Here is a 16,892-nt window from a genome sequence, read left to right as displayed (position 1 = left end):
CCTCTTCCGCCTCTCCGCGAGGAACTCCCATGTCCGCGTCCTACGCACGCGTGCTGCGTCTTCCGCACGCCCGCCGCACCTTCGCCACCGCCCTGCTCGGCAGGCTGTCGTACGGCGTCGTCCCGCTGTCCGTGATGCTCGCGGTGATCCGGGCCTCGGGCTCGTACGCGGTCGCCGGTGCCGTGATGGCACTGTTCGGTGCGACCGTCGTCCTCCTGGCACCCGCGCGGGCCGCCCTGATCGACCGTCACGGGCCGCGCCGGGCGCTTGTCCCCCTGCTGGCCGCGTACACGGCGCTGCTGGGGCTGCTGACGGCGGCCGTCTGGCGCCCCGGCGCCCCTCCCGTGCTGCTCGGCACCCTCACCGCCCTCGCGGGAGCCTGCGTCCCGCCCCTCGGCCCGACCATGCGGACCGTGTGGTCGCGCCTCGCCCAGGGCGACAAGGCCCTGCTCCGGCGGGCGTACAGCCTCGAAGGGGTCGCCGAGGAACTGCTCTTCGTCTCGGGACCACTGCTGGTCGGCGTCCTCGTGGGGGTCGCCGCGCCGACCGCGGGGATCGCCGTCGGCGCGGCGCTGATGGTGGCGGGGACGACCGGGTTCGTGCGGTCGCCGGCGGTGCGGGCGGTGCCTCCCGCAGCTCCTTCTTCCGTACGACGGAACAGGAGCGGTCGGCGGGTACTGCGCCGGATCGCCCGACCCATGGGCGCTGCCGCGGCCGTCGGCCTCGCACTGGGCGTGCTCGACCTGCTCGTCGTGGTGTTCGCCGAGCGGCACCACCTCGGCGGCGCGAGCGTGGCCTGGGTGCTGGCCGCGCTGTCCGCCGGGAGCGCGGTCGGCGGGCTGCTCAACGGGGTGGTCGGCTGGCGCACCGCCGCGCGGACCCGGCTTGCCCTGCTGACGGCCGGTCTGGGCCTGGCCCTCGCCTGCGCCGGACTCGCCCCAGGCTTCGGCACCCTGGCGCTGGTGATGGCGGGGGTCGGGCTCTTCGTGTCGCCGGCTGTGACCACCGCATACCTCATCGCGGATGAAGAGGTCGCCCCCGAGGCCCGTACTCAGGCCGGGGCGTGGGTCAACACGGCCGTCAACGCGGGGAGCACGGGCGGTACGGCGCTGGCCGGCGTCGCGGCCGGGCAGGCGCCGGTGGCCGTGTGTTTCGCGGTGACGGGCGGGGTGGTCGCGGTGACGGCGGTGCTCGTCACGGCGAAGGGCGCCCGGGGGAGGGGCGCCCTTCGTGGGGAGGTGGCTGTCGGGTGACTGCGGGTCAGTCCTCGTCGTGGTCCTGGGTGACCTTGCCGGAGTCCAGGGCGACCTTCCAGTCGCCCTGCTTGCCGTTCTTCACGGTGTCCACGCCCCAGGCCACGCTGCCGTTGTCGTCGTCGAGGCCGACCTCGGTCACCGTGCCCTTCGCGGCGGCGGCCAGGGCGGCCTCGCGGGCGTCGGTCCGCGCGCCCTTCGCCGCGGCGAGCTCGGCGCGGTCGTCGGCGTCGTTGTCGTCGTCCGTGTCGCGCTGCGCGCCGAGGACCTTGCCGGAGTCGGGGGCGATCCGCACGTCGTACTCGCTGCCGTCAGCCTTGACGACGGTCACCTCCCAGGCGTCGGCACCGTCGTCGTCCAGGTCGGCGGACAGGGCGGTGCCCGGGGTGTGCTTCAGGGCGGCGGCGATCGCGTCGGCCGCGGTGGCGCCGCCCTTGGGGGCCGCCGTACGGTCGTCGTCCGAGGCGTCGTCGTCGCGGTCGTCCGCGGAGTCGTCGTCCCGGTCGGCCGCCTGCTGGACGCTCGTGGTCGTCTGGCGCTGCGTCGCCGTCGCGTCGTCGTCCCCCGCCGCGAAGGCCGCGACGGTGCCCCCGGTGGCGAGGGCGGCGGCGGTGAGGGTGGCGATGACGAGGTTGCGCTTCATGAGGATTCCTCCAGAGCCGTTCGGCTTCGTTCGCTTTTCGACGACCACCACGCTGCCGGAGGGGAGCTGAAGCAGACCTGAAGCCTCCTGAAGGCGTCTTCAGGTTCGGTTTGCCAGGCTGTACGCATGCGCCTGTTGATCGTCGAGGACGAAAAGCGACTCGCACTCTCCCTCGCCAAGGGCCTCACCGCCGAGGGCTACGCCGTCGACGTCGTCCACGACGGCCGTGAGGGACTGCACCGGGCGACCGAGGGGTCGTACGACCTGGTGATCCTCGACATCATGCTGCCCGGCCTCAACGGCTACCGGGTCTGCGCCGCCCTGCGCGCGGCCGGCCACGACGTGCCGATCCTGATGCTCACCGCCAAGGACGGCGAGTACGACGAGGCCGAGGGCCTGGACACCGGCGCCGACGACTACCTGACCAAGCCCTTCTCGTACGTGGTCCTAGTGGCCCGCATCAAGGCCCTGCTGCGGCGGCGCGGAAACGGCTCCGGGGCCTCCCCGGTGCTCGAACTCGGCGGTCTGCGCCTCGACACCGCCGCCCGCCGCGTCTTCCTCGACGGCACCGAGGTCACCCTCACCGCCAAGGAGTTCTCCGTCCTCGAACAGCTCGCGGTGCGGGCCGGTGAGGTGGTCTCCAAGGCGCAGATCCTGGAGCACGTCTGGGACTTCGCGTACGACGGCGACCCCAACATCGTCGAGGTGTACGTCAGCACCCTGCGCCGGAAGCTGGACGCGGGCCTCATCCGCACGGTCCGGGGCGCCGGGTACCGGCTGGAGCCCGGCCGATGAGGAGACTGCTCGGGTCGGTCCGGGCCAGGGCCACCCTCGGAGCGACCCTGGTGGTGGCCGTGGCGCTGGTCGCGGCCGGGGTGTCGGTCCTGCTGTCGCTGCGGTCCGACCTCATCGACCAGGCGGGGACGCAGGCCGAGCGGACCGCGCGGAACGTGGCCGCGGGCCTCGCCGCCGGGACGGCGTACACCGATCTGAAACTGGACGACGACGAAGAGCCCGTGCAGGTGGTCGACGACCACGGCACCCTCGTCGCGGCGAGCGAGGACCTCCAGCGCATCAGCGGCACGGGCACCAGTGCGGTCAAGCCGCAGGCACCGCGGGACAGCGCCGGCTCCGACGACGAGGACGACGACTCCGCGTCCGAACCCGGTGAGATCGCCGACGAGGTGACCCTGACCAACGGCTCGGCCACCGTCGACGGCGAGTCCGCCGACTACCGCTTCGCCGCCCTGGAGGTCGAGGTCCAGGACAAGGGCACGCTCACGGTGTACGCCGGCGCCTCCCTGGACGCCGAGCAGGGCGCCGTCGGGACCGCGCAGACCGTCATGCTGATCGGCTTCCCGCTGCTGCTCGGGGTCGTCGCCGCGGTGACCTGGCTGGTCACCCGGCGGGCGCTGCGGCCGGTCGAGGGCATCCGTGCCGAGATGGCCGCGATCACCGCCTCCGAGGACCTCGCCCGCCGGGTCCCGGTGCCGGACACCCACGACGAGGTGGCCCGTCTCGCCCGCACCACCAACGAGACGCTGGCCGCGCTGGAGACCTCCGTGGAGCGACAGCGCCGGTTCGTCGCCGACGCCTCGCACGAACTGCGCAGCCCCATCGCCTCGCTGCGGACCCAGCTGGAGGTCGCCGCCGCACATCCCGAGCTGCTGGATCTGGAGGGGGCGGTGGAGGACACGGTGCGTCTGCAGCGGCTCGCGGCGGATCTGCTGCTGCTGGCGCGGCTGGACGCGGGGGAGCGTCCGCAGGACACCCGGTTCGACCTGGGCGCGGTGGTCCGGCAGCAGGCGGAGGGCCGCACGGACGTGACCGTCGACGCCGAGGGGGTGACCGTGGCCGGGGCGAGGGGGCAGGTGGAGCGGCTGCTCACCAATCTCCTCGACAACGCCCAGCGGCACGCCCGTGCGCAGGTCTCCGTGGCCGTACGGCGGGACGGACCGCACGCGGTGGTGGAGGTCGCCGACGACGGGGACGGGGTGCCGCCGGCGGATCGGGAGCGGGTGTTCGAGCGGTTCGTGCGGCTCGACGAGGCGCGGGCTCGGGACGACGGGGGCGCTGGGCTCGGTCTCGCCATCGCCCGGGATGTCGCGGTCCGGCACGGGGGGATGTTGACGGTGCGCGACGCGCCGACAGGCGGGGCCCTGTTCGAGCTCCGCCTGCCGGTTGTCTGATATTCGCTGCGCCGCCGTGGCTGGTCGCGCAGTTCCCCGCGCCCCTGGAGAGGCGCCCTTACGGGCGGCCCCTGTGGCCCCTCAGGTGCTCTGCCACCGGCTTCAGCGCCTTGCTCAGTTCCGCCAGGGACTCCTCGGTCTGCAGATCGATGAAGTGCCGCCGCACAGAGGCCACGTGATGGGGCGCGACCTTCTTCATCGTCTCCATGCCGTGCTCGGTCAGAACCGCGTACAGGCCGCGGCGGTCGGACTCGCAGTTCTCGCGCCGGACCAGGTCCGCGTTCTCCATGCGGGTGATCTGGTGGGAGAGCCGGCTCTTGGACTGGAGGGTGGCGGAGGCGAGGTCGCTCATCCGCATCCGTACGCCCTCCGATTCGGAGAGATTGACCAGGATCTCGTAGTCGTTCATCGTCAGGCCGAACGGCTGGAGGTCCCTCTCGAGCTGATACGTCAACAGCCTGTTGACCTCCAGGTGGGTGCGCCAGGCGCACTGCTCCGCATCGGTCAGCCAGCGGGTGGCCGTCTCGGTCTCCATGAATGAAGTCTACCTAAAAGGTTGAAAGGCGAACTAATGAGGGTGGTGTGACTGTGCGCACACGTTCGAAGTCACACTCCGCAGACTACCGCTCACAGCCCGAAGCGACGCTGGAGGTCCCCCAGCTGTCCGGGAAGGCGCGGTACCCCCGGCTGCTGTGGATGTCCTGTGGGTACCCCGTGACCGCCGGGTACTCCGGCCTGCTGCGGAGTGGCTCCGACGGGCTGCTCGGCCATCAGGACCTCGGTCGACTGGAGCAGTACGGTTCCGGCCCCCACGAACTCGAACTGGTGCTCCTCCCCGGAGGCCCCGCCGAGGCCCGTCATCGCACGTAGACCGCCCATCAGGCCGGTCATGTACCCGTGGTCGTAGTGGTGGCACGGGGAGGGGCAGTCGGCCCAGCCCACAAGCGCTTGCGGGTCCACCCGGATCGGGGGCTCCATGAACACCACCGGACCGTTGGACGCGGCCACGAACTTTCCGGTTCCGATGAGGGTCAGGAAGCCGGGCACGATCGACTGCTTCAGCGCGAGACTTGGCTGAAAAGCGAGCAGGTTGCCGGAGCGAATGGTCAGGTTGCCGTCTTCGAGGTCGTACGAATTGACGTCGAAGGCCCGGTCGGCGAGGAGCATCTTGCCCGAGCCCTGCGCCACGACCCAGTCGCTCGCGTGCAGAGGCGAATGGAACGACGTACGGATGAGACCGTCGAGACGGCCGTGTCCGATGCCGTTGAAATCCATCTGGCCGTAGTAGGCGATCATCTTCCCCTTCTGCAGGAACCACTGGCTCCCCTTGAGCTCCACGCAGAAGGTGTAGTTGTTGACGTTGTCGTCGGAGGGCAGCGTCATGGGGTCGAAGACGGTCGGCCCGGCGCCGGGGTAGTGGCTCACAGCTTCTCCTCCGAGGCTTGGACGTACACCGCGCCGTGTCCGCTGAGCTCCAGCTGGAAGGCCTCGCCGGAACCGCGGCCCACCATGTCGCGCCAGCCGAGCGCCGTCGACAGCTTGTTGCGGACGTCGCCGTGGTGGGCGACGTAGGCCTGCGGGTCGACGTGGACGGGGCGCTGGGGGGTGATCGGGACCTCGAAGACCCCGCCGTGCGCCATCACCGCCACCGAGCCGTGGCCCTTGAGGGTGGTCGTGAAGAGCCCCTGGCCGCTGATCTGGCCGCGCACCATGCCCATCACACCGCCCTGCGAGCCCATGAACATGGTGCCCTGCTGGAGGGTGCCCTCGAAGGCGAGCAGCCGGTCCGCCTCGACGTACAGCGTGTCGCCGGTGAGGTTGATGACCGTGACGTGGTGGCCGCCGTGCCCGAAGAGCACGGTGCCGCTGCCTTCCACGGTCATCAGGGGCGTGTCCTCGTTGGCCACCCTGCGGCCGATCATCGACATGACGCCGCCCTGGCCGCCCTGGATGTTGGGGGTGAAGGACACCTCGCCCTTGTACGCCAGCATGGCGCCGCGCTGGCTGAACAGCCGCTGGCCCGGCATCACGGTCGCCTCGACCATCTTGGAGTTGATCTCGCGGAACGCCATGTCACACATCCCCCGCGATCGTGTTGCGCTCGCTGGGCTGGACGTACACCAGGCCGTCGCCCTCGAAGCGGATCTGGAAGGCCTCGCCGCCGCCCTCGCCCATGAACGTCCGGAACGTCACGCCGGACTGGAAGGACTGGTTGAGGTTGCCCTGGTGGGCGATGTAGGCGCCGGGGTCGACGGTCAGCGGGTACTGGTGGCTGACGCGCAGTACGACGGCCGGTCCGTCGGAGATGATCGCGGCCTGGCCGTGCCCTTCCACGGTCGTGGTGAAGAGCCCGTTGCCCTGGGTCGCCCCGCGCAGGCCGGTGAAGCTGGTGCCGGTCCTGAGGCCGGCGTCGGTCGCGAGCAGGTTGCTCGACTCCACGAACAGTTTGTCCCCCTGGAGACTCACGAGGTTGATCTCCGAGGCGCGGTCGGCGAACCAGCAGGTTCCGTGCCCCGACACCTCCATCACGGTCATCTGCTCGCCGGTGATGCGCCGGGTGACCATGCCGCGGAGCCCTTCACCACCGCCGCTCAGTTTCTTGAACGCCATCTGGCCGTCGTACGCGACCATCGAGCCGTTCTTCGCCTTCACGGCGTCGCCGGTCATGTCTACGGCGAGCACTTTGCTGCCTTGGAGTCGAAACATCGCCACGGGGTGAAGGTAGCTGGCCGAAAGCCCTTCCCGACAGGTGGTAGGTGTCTGCGGGTTCGGTGGGGGCGGGCGTTTTGCGCAGTTCCCCGCGCCCCTGGATGCCTGCGGCGGCCCGCGCGGCTTCGGTGGGGGCGTGTGTAGCGCGTTTCGTTCGGTGGGTGGGTCGGTGCCGGGGTGGGGGGTGTCCGTCCTCGGTCCGGCGGCTCGGCCACTTGAGCAGCACTCGGTTCCGGACGCCGGCCGCTGCGGGCGGACACCCCCCACCCCGTCCCCTTCACGCCGTCGGCGGCCAACGGCCGGTGGGGGCGGGCGCGGTGGCTGACGGTCCGGTCCTGGCGCAGGTCAACTGCAACCCCCTAGGGGCGCGGGGAACTGCGCGACCAGCCACGACGGACCCGCACCCGCCCGACAACCGCACCCGGCACCCCCACAGGCGCCCGGCCCCAGCCCAGCGCAGCGGGGGCGCGACCAGCCACGACGGACCTGAACCCGCCCGACTGCAGAACCCGGCACCCCCCGACCTTGATGGCGACAAACCGTTTGTCACAATGGGCGGGACGCTTGTGCGTTCGTTCACAAACGGCTCAGGCCGTCGACGTACTCCCACCGAAGGTGACCCGTGGACCTCAAGACAGCTTCCGCCATCCGACGCCTCCGCCTGGTCTCCGCGCCGGAGGCGGTCTCGTTCCTGCTCCTGCTCGTCTGCTCGGTGCTGAAGCGGACCACCGACTTCAACGCCGTGCCGGTCATGGGCATGGTCCACGGCGTCCTGTTCATCATCTACCTCATCTTCTGGCTCGACGCCTGGTTCCGCACCAAGTGGTCCGCGAAGACCGGCATCTGGTACTTCGTGCTCTCCGTGCTGCCCACCGGCGGCTTCTTCGCCGAGCGCAAGCTCAAGCGGGAGTCCGAGGACGCCGTCATCGCCTCCCGTGCCCGCAAGGAAGGAATCGTGAACGCATGATCGTCGCCTTCTCCGTGACCCCGCTGGGGGTCGGCGAGGACGTGGGGGAGTACGTCGCCGACGCGGTGCGGGTCGTCCGTGAGTCGGGGCTGCCGAACCGGACCGACGCCATGTTCACCTCGATCGAGGGCGACAGCTGGGACGAGGTGATGGATGTCGTCAAGCGTGCCGTGGCCGCCGTGGAGGCACGGGCCCCGCGGGTCTCGCTGGTGCTCAAGGCGGACATCCGTCCCGGAGTCACGGACGGTCTGACCTCCAAGGTGGAGACGGTGGAGCGGCATCTGGCCGGTTGACGGTCCGCTCGACGTGAACCCCGGTCCCGCGCGGGCCGGGGTTTTTCTTGTGACTCGTGATTGAGCGATCGCTCAAAAAGGTGTACGTTCCTGTCCCGAGTGTTTGAGCGATCGCTCAAACAACGGGCTCACCTGGGGGAATGAATGGGGCTCTACATCGAGGCACGCATCCGTGCCGATCTCGACGACCTCTGGACCCGGACACAGGACCCGTCCCAGCACCAACGCTGGGACCTCCGCTTCACCCGGATCCACTACCTCCCGCGCGCGGAGGGCGAGCCGCAACGCTTCCGGTACGCCACGCGCGTGCTGCCCGGTCTCACCGTCGCCGGCACCGGCGTCTCCGCCGGCGAGCGCGAACGCCCTGACGGCACCCGCACCTCCGCCCTGCGCTTCTCCTCCCCGCACCCGCTCTCGCTCCTCGCGGAGGGCAGCGGCTACTGGCGCTACATCCCCGACTCCGACGGCGTCACCTTCCTCACCGGCTACGACTACCGCCCCCGCTGGGGCCGCGTCGGTGCCGTCGCCGACCGGATCCTGTTCCGCCCGCTGATGGGCTGGGCGACGGCCTGGTCCTTCGACCGGCTGCGGCTGTGGCTGGAACGCGGGATCACCCCCGAGCGCGCGCTCCGCAACTGGCTGACCGAGCTGCTGGTGCGCGCCCTCGTCGTCCTCGTCGGCTGCACCGGCCTCGGCCAGGAACGGTTCCTGCGGCTCTTCGGCCCGCTGGCCGCGTCCATGGCGTACGTATGGCCGCTGCTGCTCGCGGTCGCGATCTCGCTGGCCTTGTTCAAGTCGCCCCTGGCAGGCACCCCCGCCGCCCGCCGTTGTCTGCGACAGCCGCCCACACGCGTGCGTGCCCCGCGTGTCCTTCGGACCCTGGAGACCCCGCGATGACCTCGATGTTCCGCACGGTGATGGGCGCCGACTTCGACCGTCTCCACCCACGGCTCCAGCGCCGCTTCTCGGTCGGCCTGACGAGCGGCGAGGCCTGCACCGGCCGGGGCGTGATGGACCGTGTCTGGCACGGCGGGGCCTTCGTGAAGCCCTTCCTCGCCCTCGGCGCGACCCGCAACATCCTGGTGCCGCGACCGGGCCGCAACGTGCCCTTCGTGATCGAGAACGTGCCCTACGTGGACACCCACGGCCGTGAGACGGTGACCTTCGTGCGCACCTTCCACCTGCCGGGACGCCCCCGCCGCTTCGACGCCCAGATGGTGCTCAGCCCCAAGGGCGACCGCATCCTCGACTACCTCGGCACCCACCAGCACCTCGCCAGCGAGCTCCACCTCCACGCCGAGCCCGACGGCTCGCTGCTGATCCGCTCCGGGGAGCACCGGTTCCGGGAGGGCGTGGTGGACGTGCGGGTGCCCGAGCTGATCGGCGCGACGGCGGAGGTGAGGGAGTCGTACGACGACAGGGCGGGCCGTTTCCGCATCCGGGTCCAGGTCGTCAACCGCCGCTTCGGCCCGCTCTTCGGCTACGAGGGCTCCTTCGAGGCGACGTACACCGACATCGCGGTCAGCGGGGTCCGCCCCGGCCTGCGCCCCGTGCGCGAGGAGGCCCGCGCATGAGCCCGGAGAGCGCCAAGGCCCTGGAGACGAAGACCAAACTCCTCGAGGGCGCGCTGCGGACCCTCACCGAGCAGGGCATCGCCAAGACGTCCGCCCGCACGGTCGCCGCGACCGCCGGAGTCAACCAGGCCCTGGTCTTCTACCACTTCGGCTCGGTGGACGAACTCCTCGCGGCCGCCTGCCACTACGGCGCCGAACGCGCGGTGGCCCGCTACCGCACCCGTCTCGCCGCGGTGACCTCCTTGTCCGAACTCCTCGCGGTGGGACGGCAGGTGCACGAGGAGGAGCGGGCCGGAGGACATGTGGCCCTCCTCGGCCAGCTCCTGGCCGGCGCCCAGACCCACGCCACCCTCGGCCCGGCCACCGCGGCCGGCCTGCACCTGTGGATCGCCGAGATCGAGAAGGTCCTCACCAGGGTCCTCGCGGCCACGCCCTTCGGTGAGTTCGCCGACCCCGCGGGCCTGGCCCGGGCCGTGGCCGCGTCCTTCGTGGGCATCGAGCTCTACGAAGGGGTCGACGCGTCCGGCGCCACCGCGGCCCTCGACGCCCTGGAACAACTCGGCGTGCTCGTCGCCGCGCTGGAGGACCTGGGCCCGGTCGCCCAGCGGGCGGTACGGCACCATCTCCGCAAGACCGGCCGCCGCTGACCCCGACCCGGGAGGACCCCGTGCCCGACAGCCTCTACGAGATCCTGGACGACCGCTTCCGCCCCTGCACCAACGGCGACAGCCGACTGGAAGTCCTCCACGACGGCTGCCGCTGGGCCGAAGGCCCCCTGTACCTGCCCGCCTGGCGCCAGCTGATCTGGAGCGACATCCCCAACGACCGCATCCTGCGCTGGGACGAGGCCACCGGCACGGTCGGCGTCTTCCGCGACCCGGCCGGCAACAGCAACGGCAACACCGTGGACCCCCAGGGCCGTCTGGTCACGTGCGAGCAGGGCAACCGCCGCGTCACCCGCACCGAGCCCGACGGCACGGTGACCGTCCTGGCCACGCACTACGCCGGCAAGCGCCTGAACAGCCCGAACGACTCCGTCGTACGCTCCGACGGCACGATCTGGTTCTCCGACCCGGACTTCGGGATCCTCAGCGACTACGAGGGCCACCGGGCCGAATCCGAGATCGGCGCGTGCCACGTGTACCGCATCGACCCGGCGACGGGCGAGGTCTCCCTGGCCGCGGAGGGCTTCGCCGGGCCCAACGGGGTCATCCTCTCGCCGGACGAGGAACGGCTGTACGTCTCCGACTCCCGGGCGGCCCGGATCCACGAGTACGACATCCACCCCGACGGCACGCTCTCCGCCGGCCGCACCTTCGCCGAGGCCCCCGCCGGCGTCCACTTCGACAACATCCGCTTCGACGACGAGGGCCGCCTGTGGGCTGCCGCCCTGGCCGACGGCATCCACTGCTACGCCCCCGACGGCAAGCTGATCGGCCGACTCCGGGTCCCCGAACCGGTGGCCAACGTGACCTTCGGCGGCCCCAAGGGGAACCGACTGTTCATCGCGGCCACGAGTTCTTTGTACTCCCTGGTGATGTCGGTGACGGGAGCGCGGAGGGTATAGGCCGGGCGCCTATGGGGGTGCCGGGTTCTGTTTTTGGGCGGCTGCGGGTGCGTTGTGGCTGGTCGCGCAGTTCCCCGCGCCCCTAGGGGGTTGCAGTTGACCTGCGCCAGGACCGGACCGTCAGCCGCCGCGCCCGCCCCCACCGGCCGTTGGCCGCGTACGGCGCGAAGGGGACGGGGTGGGGGGTGTCCGCCCGCAGCGGCCGGCGTCCGGAACCGAGCCCCTCATAAGTGGCCGAGCCGCCGGACCGAGGACGGATACCCCCCACCCCGGCACCGACCCACCCACCGGGCCGGATGCGCTACGCACGCCCCCACCGGGCCGCAACGGGCCGCCGCAGGCCTCCAGGGGCGCGGGGAACTGCGCAAAACGCCCGCCCCCACCGATCCCGCACAAGAACCCCCGCCCGAAAGGCGAGACGGTGCTGACCACGATGTGACCGGCCGGTAAGGTCGGTGCCGTGCCGAAGCCGCTCAGTCTTCCCTTCGACCCCATCGCCCGCGCCGACGAACTCTGGAAGCAGCGCTGGGGAAACGTGCCGTCCATGGCCGCGATCACCTCGATCATGCGGGCGCAGCAGATCCTGCTCGGTGAGGTCGACGCGGTGGTCAAGCCGTACGGGCTGACGTTCGCACGGTACGAGGCGCTGGTGCTGCTCAACTTCGCCAAGGCCGGCGAGCTGCCGATGTCGAAGATCGGGGAGCGGCTCATGGTGCACCCCACCTCGGTCACCAACACCGTGGACCGCCTCGTCAGGTCCGGCCTGGTCGACAAGCGCCCCAACCCCAACGACGGCCGCGGCACCCTCGCCTCCATCACGGAGAAGGGCCGCGAGGTCGTCGAGGCCGCCACCCGGGACCTCATGGCGATGGACTTCGGCCTCGGTGTCTACGACGCCGAGGAGTGCGCGGAGATCTTCGCGATGCTGCGCCCGCTGAGGGTCGCTGCGCGGGACTTCGACGAGGAGTGAAGCTGTCTCTCGGTGTGCGGAACGATTCACACGTGAAGGTGACTTCTCCTGTGCATGATCGATCCGGCAGCTCCGACGTGCTGTTTCGCCTGCGAGTTTGTTCCCGACCACCATCCGGATGATCGTCATCCGGGTATGTCCGGGTAGGGGAACTCGCCTTGTCGAAGCTTTGGAACGCAACCCGTCGTGTGATCACCGCAGGAGGCGCGGCTCTACTCGTGAGTGTCGTGGCCCTGGGGGCTGGAGGAGCGGCCCATGCCAGCGCCACCGGAAGCACCGCGGTTGGCACGTTTGACTACGACCTGCGCGGAGCAGGCGTGAAGGTCCCTGTGGGCTGCTTTCTCACGCACTCCATCGACGGCTCGGGCAAACGCATCACCGCCCAGTTGGCGGGTGTGGACTGCGCCGGCCTGGCAGTGACCTTCACCAAGTTCTGCAATTGGCGGATCGACTTCAGCTACGCCGACACCGACAACAGGACGTACAAGGTCTCGCGGGGCAAGACGCACATGGAGTGCAAGGGCAACCCTCTGCGGCGAAACGCGGCTCAGACGCTTCCGAAGTATGGAAAAGCGTGCGCGAGGTTCTACGTGAACGGAAAACTGAGGGCTGTGCAGTGTCACTTCATCACGAAGTGAGATCAGGCCGCGGCGGCCTTCGGGGTGGCGTCCTCCACGATGAGCGGCGTCACCTCGCGGGTCACCTTGCGTTCCACGAAGAAGGCAGCGGTCGGGACGGTGCCTGCGAGCAGAACCCACGCGAGGCGGCCCAGCGGCATCTTCGCCTTGGTCCCCAGATCAAACGCGAAGACCAGGTACACGACGTACAGCCAGCCGTGGGCGATGCCGACCGCTGTGACGAAGCCGTCGAACCCGTCCAGGTCCAGCACGCGCTTACCGATCACGCCGATCGTCAGCAGGACGAGCAGGACGGCGGTGACGTAGGCCATCACTCGGTAACGGGTCAGGACGCTCTTCTTCATGCCGTCGAGCGTAGCGGGTCACCTTCTGTCGACAGTTACTAGGACGTCCTAGTAACTTCGATGGTATGGACGCTGACGCCATCGAACAGGGCCGGCGGCGCTGGCAGGCCCGGTACGACGCCTCGCGGAAGCGGGAGGCGGACTTCACCACGCTGTCCGGGGATCCCGTGGAGCCGGTGTACGGGCCGCGGCCTGGGGACGCCTACGACGGGTTCGAGCGGATCGGGTGGCCGGGGGAGTATCCGTACACGCGCGGGCTGTACCCGACCGGCTACCGGGGGCGGACGTGGACCATCCGGCAGTTCGCCGGATTCGGGAACGCCGAGCAGACCAACGAGCGGTACCGGAAGATCCTCGCCGCGGGCGGCGGTGGGCTCTCCGTCGCCTTCGACATGCCGACCCTCATGGGGCGCGACTCCGACGACCCCCGCTCGCTCGGCGAGGTCGGGCACTGCGGGGTCGCGATCGACTCCGCCGCCGACATGGAGGTCCTGTTCCGGGACATCCCGCTCGGTGACGTGACGACGTCCATGACCATCAGCGGGCCGGCCGTCCCCGTCTTCTGCATGTACCTCGTCGCCGCCGAACGCCAGGGCGTCGACCCCGCCGTCCTCAACGGCACGCTCCAGACCGACATCTTCAAGGAGTACATCGCGCAGAAGGAGTGGCTCTTCCAGCCCGAGCCGCACCTGCGCCTCATCGGCGACCTGATGGAGTACTGCGCGGCCGGCATCCCCGCCTACAAGCCGCTGTCCGTGTCCGGCTACCACATCCGCGAGGCCGGTTCGACGGCCGCGCAGGAGCTGGCGTACACGCTCGCGGACGGCTTCGGGTACGTCGAGCTGGGGCTCTCGCGCGGTCTGGACGTCGACGTCTTCGCGCCCGGCCTCTCCTTCTTCTTCGACGCGCACGTCGACTTCTTCGAGGAGATCGCCAAGTTCCGCGCGGCGCGGCGCATTTGGGCCCGGTGGATGCGGGACGTGTACGGGGCCCGGTCCGAGAAGGCGCAGTGGCTGCGCTTCCACACCCAGACCGCCGGGGTCTCGCTGACCGCGCAGCAGCCGTACAACAACGTCGTGCGTACGGCGGTGGAGGCACTGGCGGCCGTGCTCGGCGGCACCAACTCCCTGCACACCAACGCCCTGGACGAGACCCTCGCGCTTCCCTCCGAGCAGGCCGCGGAGATCGCGCTGCGCACCCAGCAGGTGCTCATGGAGGAGACCGGGGTCGCCAACGTGGCGGATCCGCTGGGCGGTTCGTGGTTCGTCGAGCAGCTGACGGACCGGATCGAGGCGGACGCGGAGAAGATCTTCGAGCAGATCAAGGAGCGGGGGCTGAGGGCGCATCCGGACGGGCGGCATCCCATCGGGCCGATGACGTCCGGGATTCTGCGGGGCATCGAGGACGGCTGGTTCACGGGCGAGATCGCCGAGGCGGCCTTCCGCTACCAACAGGCCCTGGACAAGGGCGAGAAGAGGGTCGTGGGCGTCAACGTCCACCACGGGTCGGTCACCGGCGACCTGGAGATCCTGCGGGTGAGCCACGAGGTGGAGCGGGAGCAGGTGCGGGCGCTCACGGCGCGGAGGGCCCAGCGGGACGGGAGTGCCGTACGAACTGCTCTGGACGACATGCTCGTTGCCGCCCGTGAGGGGTCCAACATGATCGAGCCGATGCTGGACGCGGTACGGGCGGAGGCGACGCTCGGGGAGATCTGCGGGGCGCTGCGGGAGGAGTGGGGGGTCTACACGGAGCCGCCGGGGTTCTGAGCTTCCGGGGCACGGGTCCTCACCGCGTGGTCTCTCCCGCCAGCCCCGTCAACAGCACCTGCGTGAAGGCGTGCACCCACGCCTCGTCGGCCGGCTCCGCGCTCACCAGCGTGCGGTGGACCACGGCCCCCGCCACCATGTCGAAGATCAGGTCGACCGTGCGGGCCGCCTCGGCGGGGTCCGTCTCCGGGGGCAGTTCGCCGCGGGCCTGGGCGCGTTCCCGGCCCTCCAGGACCAGCCGTTTCTGGCGGGTGACGATCGAGGACCGGATGCGCTCGCGCAGCGCGTCGTCGCGGCACGACTCGGCGACCACCGCCATCAGGCCGTTCTTCGCCTCCGGCCGCGCCAGGATCGCCGCGAACTGGAGGACCACTCCCTCGATGTCGTCGGCCAGGGTGCCGCAGTCGGGGAGTTCCAGTTCGTCGAAGAGTTCGGCCACCGCGTCGACGACGAGTTCGTTCTTGCCGGCCCAGCGGCGGTAGAGGGTGGTTTTCGCGACCCCCGCACGGGTAGCCACATCTCCCAGCGTCAGCTTCGACCAGCCCAGCTCCACCAGCGCGTCCCGCGTCGCCGCGAGGATCGCGGTGTCCGCGGCGGCGCTGCGCGGGCGTCCTGTGGCGCGCGGGGCGGGGGTGCGGCTCTGCATGCCACGACCATAACGGGCGGTTCCTGTGTCGCAGTGAGGGAGATCACCGGGGTGGGGTACCGGGCAGGCACTCAGTGCCATTACGCTACGACTCGTAGCGAAAGCTCGTGGCGGACGTACACGAGCGAACGGCACGCACGGCGTGGGGTGGGGACCCGGCGCCAGGGCCGCGCTGCACGACCGGCTTTCACATCGCTTTTCACACACGCGCGTGTACGGGGGAGGATAGGCGCATGCAGCCACGGAACATGTCCATGAGCGGAGTCGTCGACCTCGCCGCGGTGAAGGCGGCCCAGGAGGCCAAGGCGAAGGCGGAGCAGGCGCGCGCCGAAGCGGCCCGGCAGGGCGGCGGCACGGGGGCCGTCTCCCCGGCCGATCTCGTCATCGACGTCGACGAGGCGGGGTTCGAGCGCGATGTCCTCCAGCGGTCCACCGAGGTCCCGGTCGTCATCGACTTCTGGGCCGAGTGGTGCGAGCCCTGCAAGCAGCTGAGCCCGGTGCTGGAGCAGCTCGTCGTCGAGTACGGCGGCCGCCTGCTCCTCGCCAAGATCGACGTCGACGCCAACCAGATGCTGATGCAGCAGTTCGGGGTGCAGGGCATCCCGGCCGTCTTCGCCGTCGTCGCCGGGCAGGCCCTGCCGCTCTTCCAGGGCGCGGCCGGCAAGGAGCAGATCCAGCAGACCCTGGACCAGCTGGTGCAGGTCGCCGAACAGCGCTTCGGGCTCACCGGTCTCACGGTCGACCCGGACGCCGCGCCGGGCGGCGGCGCCGGGGCCCAGCAGGCGGCCGCGGTGCCGGCGGGGCCGTACGACGCACTCCTCGAAGCCGCCGTACGCGCCCTGGACGCAGGGGACTTCGGCGGTGCGGTGCAGGCCTACAAGAACGTGCTGAGCGACGACCCCGGCAACTCGGAGGCCAAACTGGGGCTCGCCCAGGCCGAGTTGCTCCAGCGGGTGCAGAGCCTGGACCCGCAGCAGACCCGCAAGGACGCGGCCGAGAAGCCGGGGGACGTGCCGGCGCAGATCGCCGCCGCCGACCTGGATCTGGTGGGCGGTCATGTCGAGGACGCGTTCGGACGGCTCATCGACACCGTGCGGCGCACGGCGGGTGACGAGCGGGACACCGTACGGATTCGGCTACTTGAGCTCTTCGAGGTCGTCGGCGCCGACGACCCGCGGGTGTCGGCGGCCCGCCGGGCCCTGTCCCGCGCCCTGTTCTGAGGGTCGATCCGAGCGGGGCGCGAGCCCGGTTCTGACCAGTCGCTAAACACCACGGCATGTGATGCCGGAGTGAAAGATTTGCCAGCAGAGGGTCACTGCGGCCGCACTTTGCC

Annotated in this window: 20 protein-coding genes; 13 read left to right on the top strand and 7 right to left on the bottom strand. The window is 70.6% G+C overall.

What is annotated here, in order from left to right:
* Positions 1–29 precede the first annotated feature (29 nt).
* Positions 30–1,253 carry an MFS transporter gene (locus tag OHN19_RS13390; RefSeq protein WP_330264419.1) on the top strand — a complete coding sequence of 408 codons (1,224 nt, stop codon included), beginning with the start codon at positions 30–32 and terminating at the stop codon, positions 1,251–1,253.
* A gap of 7 nt (positions 1,254–1,260) precedes the next feature.
* Here the strand turns inward: OHN19_RS13390 and OHN19_RS13385 are convergent, their stop codons facing one another.
* The gene (locus tag OHN19_RS13385; RefSeq protein WP_330264418.1) at positions 1,261–1,896 is read right to left on the bottom strand and encodes a PepSY domain-containing protein; all 636 of its coding nucleotides are present in this window, start codon (positions 1,894–1,896) and stop codon (positions 1,261–1,263) included.
* Positions 1,897–2,022: 126 nt separating this feature from the next.
* Between OHN19_RS13385 and OHN19_RS13380 the strand changes: the two genes are divergently transcribed.
* Both OHN19_RS13380 and OHN19_RS13375 read left to right on the top strand, forming a co-directional pair.
* Positions 2,023–2,691, top strand: coding sequence for a response regulator transcription factor (locus OHN19_RS13380; protein ID WP_330264417.1), 669 nt, complete (start codon positions 2,023–2,025; stop codon positions 2,689–2,691).
* On the top strand, positions 2,688–4,085 hold the full coding sequence (locus OHN19_RS13375; RefSeq protein ID WP_330264416.1) for a sensor histidine kinase: 1,398 nt from the start codon (positions 2,688–2,690) through the stop codon (positions 4,083–4,085). Before OHN19_RS13380 ends, OHN19_RS13375 begins: the two co-directional genes overlap by 4 nt.
* A gap of 58 nt (positions 4,086–4,143) precedes the next feature.
* On the opposite strand, the gene OHN19_RS13370 is transcribed toward OHN19_RS13375, so the two are convergent.
* The 4 genes from OHN19_RS13370 to OHN19_RS13355 all read right to left on the bottom strand — a co-directional run bounded on the left by OHN19_RS13370 (position 4,144) and on the right by OHN19_RS13355 (position 6,791).
* Entirely contained in the window at positions 4,144–4,620 is a 477-nt protein-coding gene (locus tag OHN19_RS13370) for a MarR family winged helix-turn-helix transcriptional regulator (RefSeq protein ID WP_330264415.1), read from the bottom strand.
* A 92-nt stretch (positions 4,621–4,712) separates the two neighbouring features.
* Positions 4,713–5,510 (bottom strand): AIM24 family protein, encoded by a 798-nt coding sequence (locus OHN19_RS13365; RefSeq protein ID WP_123763112.1) that lies wholly within the window; start codon positions 5,508–5,510, stop codon positions 4,713–4,715.
* A complete protein-coding gene (locus OHN19_RS13360) occupies positions 5,507–6,157 on the bottom strand; it encodes an AIM24 family protein (protein WP_330264414.1) in 651 nt (216 codons plus the stop codon). Before OHN19_RS13360 ends, OHN19_RS13365 begins: the two co-directional genes overlap by 4 nt.
* A gap of 1 nt (position 6,158) precedes the next feature.
* The gene (locus OHN19_RS13355) at positions 6,159–6,791 is read right to left on the bottom strand and encodes an AIM24 family protein (protein ID WP_330269597.1); all 633 of its coding nucleotides are present in this window, start codon (positions 6,789–6,791) and stop codon (positions 6,159–6,161) included.
* Positions 6,792–7,416: 625 nt separating this feature from the next.
* Here OHN19_RS13355 and OHN19_RS13350 point away from each other — a divergent pair.
* The 8 genes from OHN19_RS13350 to OHN19_RS13315 all read left to right on the top strand — a co-directional run bounded on the left by OHN19_RS13350 (position 7,417) and on the right by OHN19_RS13315 (position 12,803).
* Entirely contained in the window at positions 7,417–7,761 is a 345-nt protein-coding gene (locus tag OHN19_RS13350) for a DUF3817 domain-containing protein (protein ID WP_062027038.1), read from the top strand.
* Positions 7,758–8,054, top strand: coding sequence for an MTH1187 family thiamine-binding protein (locus OHN19_RS13345; protein ID WP_123763116.1), 297 nt, complete (start codon positions 7,758–7,760; stop codon positions 8,052–8,054). Before OHN19_RS13350 ends, OHN19_RS13345 begins: the two co-directional genes overlap by 4 nt.
* Before the next feature lie 144 nt (positions 8,055–8,198).
* Complete coding sequence (locus OHN19_RS13340; RefSeq protein WP_330264413.1) at positions 8,199–8,951, top strand: hypothetical protein; 753 nt, start codon at positions 8,199–8,201, stop codon at positions 8,949–8,951.
* Positions 8,948–9,628 carry a DUF4166 domain-containing protein gene (locus OHN19_RS13335; RefSeq protein ID WP_330264412.1) on the top strand — a complete coding sequence of 227 codons (681 nt, stop codon included), beginning with the start codon at positions 8,948–8,950 and terminating at the stop codon, positions 9,626–9,628. The genes OHN19_RS13340 and OHN19_RS13335 overlap by 4 nt, the downstream gene beginning before the upstream one ends.
* Positions 9,625–10,275: a TetR/AcrR family transcriptional regulator gene (locus tag OHN19_RS13330; RefSeq protein WP_330264411.1), complete on the top strand. Its 651-nt coding sequence runs from the start codon at positions 9,625–9,627 to the stop codon at positions 10,273–10,275. Before OHN19_RS13335 ends, OHN19_RS13330 begins: the two co-directional genes overlap by 4 nt.
* Before the next feature lie 20 nt (positions 10,276–10,295).
* Entirely contained in the window at positions 10,296–11,195 is a 900-nt protein-coding gene (locus OHN19_RS13325; RefSeq protein WP_330264410.1) for an SMP-30/gluconolactonase/LRE family protein, read from the top strand.
* Positions 11,196–11,655: 460 nt separating this feature from the next.
* Positions 11,656–12,165, top strand: a complete 510-nt coding sequence (locus OHN19_RS13320) for a MarR family transcriptional regulator (RefSeq protein ID WP_330264409.1) — start codon at positions 11,656–11,658, stop codon at positions 12,163–12,165.
* A gap of 218 nt (positions 12,166–12,383) precedes the next feature.
* A complete protein-coding gene (locus OHN19_RS13315) occupies positions 12,384–12,803 on the top strand; it encodes a hypothetical protein (RefSeq protein ID WP_330264408.1) in 420 nt (139 codons plus the stop codon).
* 2 nt (positions 12,804–12,805) lie between these two features.
* Here OHN19_RS13315 and OHN19_RS13310 read toward each other — a convergent pair whose 3' ends face one another.
* On the bottom strand, positions 12,806–13,147 hold the full coding sequence (locus OHN19_RS13310; RefSeq protein WP_330264407.1) for a DUF3817 domain-containing protein: 342 nt from the start codon (positions 13,145–13,147) through the stop codon (positions 12,806–12,808).
* A 65-nt stretch (positions 13,148–13,212) separates the two neighbouring features.
* On the opposite strand from OHN19_RS13310, the gene OHN19_RS13305 reads away from it, so the two are divergent.
* Entirely contained in the window at positions 13,213–14,913 is a 1,701-nt protein-coding gene (locus OHN19_RS13305) for an acyl-CoA mutase large subunit family protein (RefSeq protein WP_330264406.1), read from the top strand.
* A gap of 19 nt (positions 14,914–14,932) precedes the next feature.
* Here the strand turns inward: OHN19_RS13305 and OHN19_RS13300 are convergent, their stop codons facing one another.
* Positions 14,933–15,559: a TetR/AcrR family transcriptional regulator gene (locus OHN19_RS13300; protein WP_330264405.1), complete on the bottom strand. Its 627-nt coding sequence runs from the start codon at positions 15,557–15,559 to the stop codon at positions 14,933–14,935.
* Between the two features lie 233 nt (positions 15,560–15,792).
* Between OHN19_RS13300 and OHN19_RS13295 the strand changes: the two genes are divergently transcribed.
* Entirely contained in the window at positions 15,793–16,779 is a 987-nt protein-coding gene (locus tag OHN19_RS13295) for a tetratricopeptide repeat protein (protein ID WP_330264404.1), read from the top strand.
* Positions 16,780–16,892 lie beyond the last annotated feature (113 nt).

This window comes from Streptomyces griseorubiginosus, assembly GCF_036345115.1.
In the GTDB taxonomy this organism is placed as follows: Bacteria; Actinomycetota; Actinomycetes; order Streptomycetales; family Streptomycetaceae; genus Streptomyces; species Streptomyces griseorubiginosus_C.
Note: the sequence above shows the minus strand (reverse complement) of the source record. Positions and strands in the feature narration are given on the sequence as shown.

Excerpts from the sequence above, each read along its gene's own strand:
- OHN19_RS13390 (WP_330264419.1), top strand. The coding sequence starts at position 30 with ATGTCCGCGTCCTACGCACGCGTGCTGCGTCTTCCGCACGCCCGCCGC.
- OHN19_RS13385 (WP_330264418.1), bottom strand. The coding sequence starts at position 1,896 with ATGAAGCGCAACCTCGTCATCGCCACCCTCACCGCCGCCGCCCTCGCC.
- OHN19_RS13380 (WP_330264417.1), top strand. The coding sequence starts at position 2,023 with ATGCGCCTGTTGATCGTCGAGGACGAAAAGCGACTCGCACTCTCCCTC.
- OHN19_RS13375 (WP_330264416.1), top strand. The coding sequence starts at position 2,688 with ATGAGGAGACTGCTCGGGTCGGTCCGGGCCAGGGCCACCCTCGGAGCG.
- OHN19_RS13370 (WP_330264415.1), bottom strand. The coding sequence starts at position 4,620 with ATGGAGACCGAGACGGCCACCCGCTGGCTGACCGATGCGGAGCAGTGC.
- OHN19_RS13360 (WP_330264414.1), bottom strand. The coding sequence starts at position 6,157 with ATGGCGTTCCGCGAGATCAACTCCAAGATGGTCGAGGCGACCGTGATG.
- OHN19_RS13355 (WP_330269597.1), bottom strand. The coding sequence starts at position 6,791 with ATGTTTCGACTCCAAGGCAGCAAAGTGCTCGCCGTAGACATGACCGGC.
- OHN19_RS13345 (WP_123763116.1), top strand. The coding sequence starts at position 7,758 with ATGATCGTCGCCTTCTCCGTGACCCCGCTGGGGGTCGGCGAGGACGTG.
- OHN19_RS13340 (WP_330264413.1), top strand. The coding sequence starts at position 8,199 with ATGGGGCTCTACATCGAGGCACGCATCCGTGCCGATCTCGACGACCTC.
- OHN19_RS13335 (WP_330264412.1), top strand. The coding sequence starts at position 8,948 with ATGACCTCGATGTTCCGCACGGTGATGGGCGCCGACTTCGACCGTCTC.
- OHN19_RS13330 (WP_330264411.1), top strand. The coding sequence starts at position 9,625 with ATGAGCCCGGAGAGCGCCAAGGCCCTGGAGACGAAGACCAAACTCCTC.
- OHN19_RS13310 (WP_330264407.1), bottom strand. The coding sequence starts at position 13,147 with ATGAAGAAGAGCGTCCTGACCCGTTACCGAGTGATGGCCTACGTCACC.
- OHN19_RS13305 (WP_330264406.1), top strand. The coding sequence starts at position 13,213 with ATGGACGCTGACGCCATCGAACAGGGCCGGCGGCGCTGGCAGGCCCGG.
- OHN19_RS13300 (WP_330264405.1), bottom strand. The coding sequence starts at position 15,559 with ATGCAGAGCCGCACCCCCGCCCCGCGCGCCACAGGACGCCCGCGCAGC.
- OHN19_RS13295 (WP_330264404.1), top strand. The coding sequence starts at position 15,793 with ATGCAGCCACGGAACATGTCCATGAGCGGAGTCGTCGACCTCGCCGCG.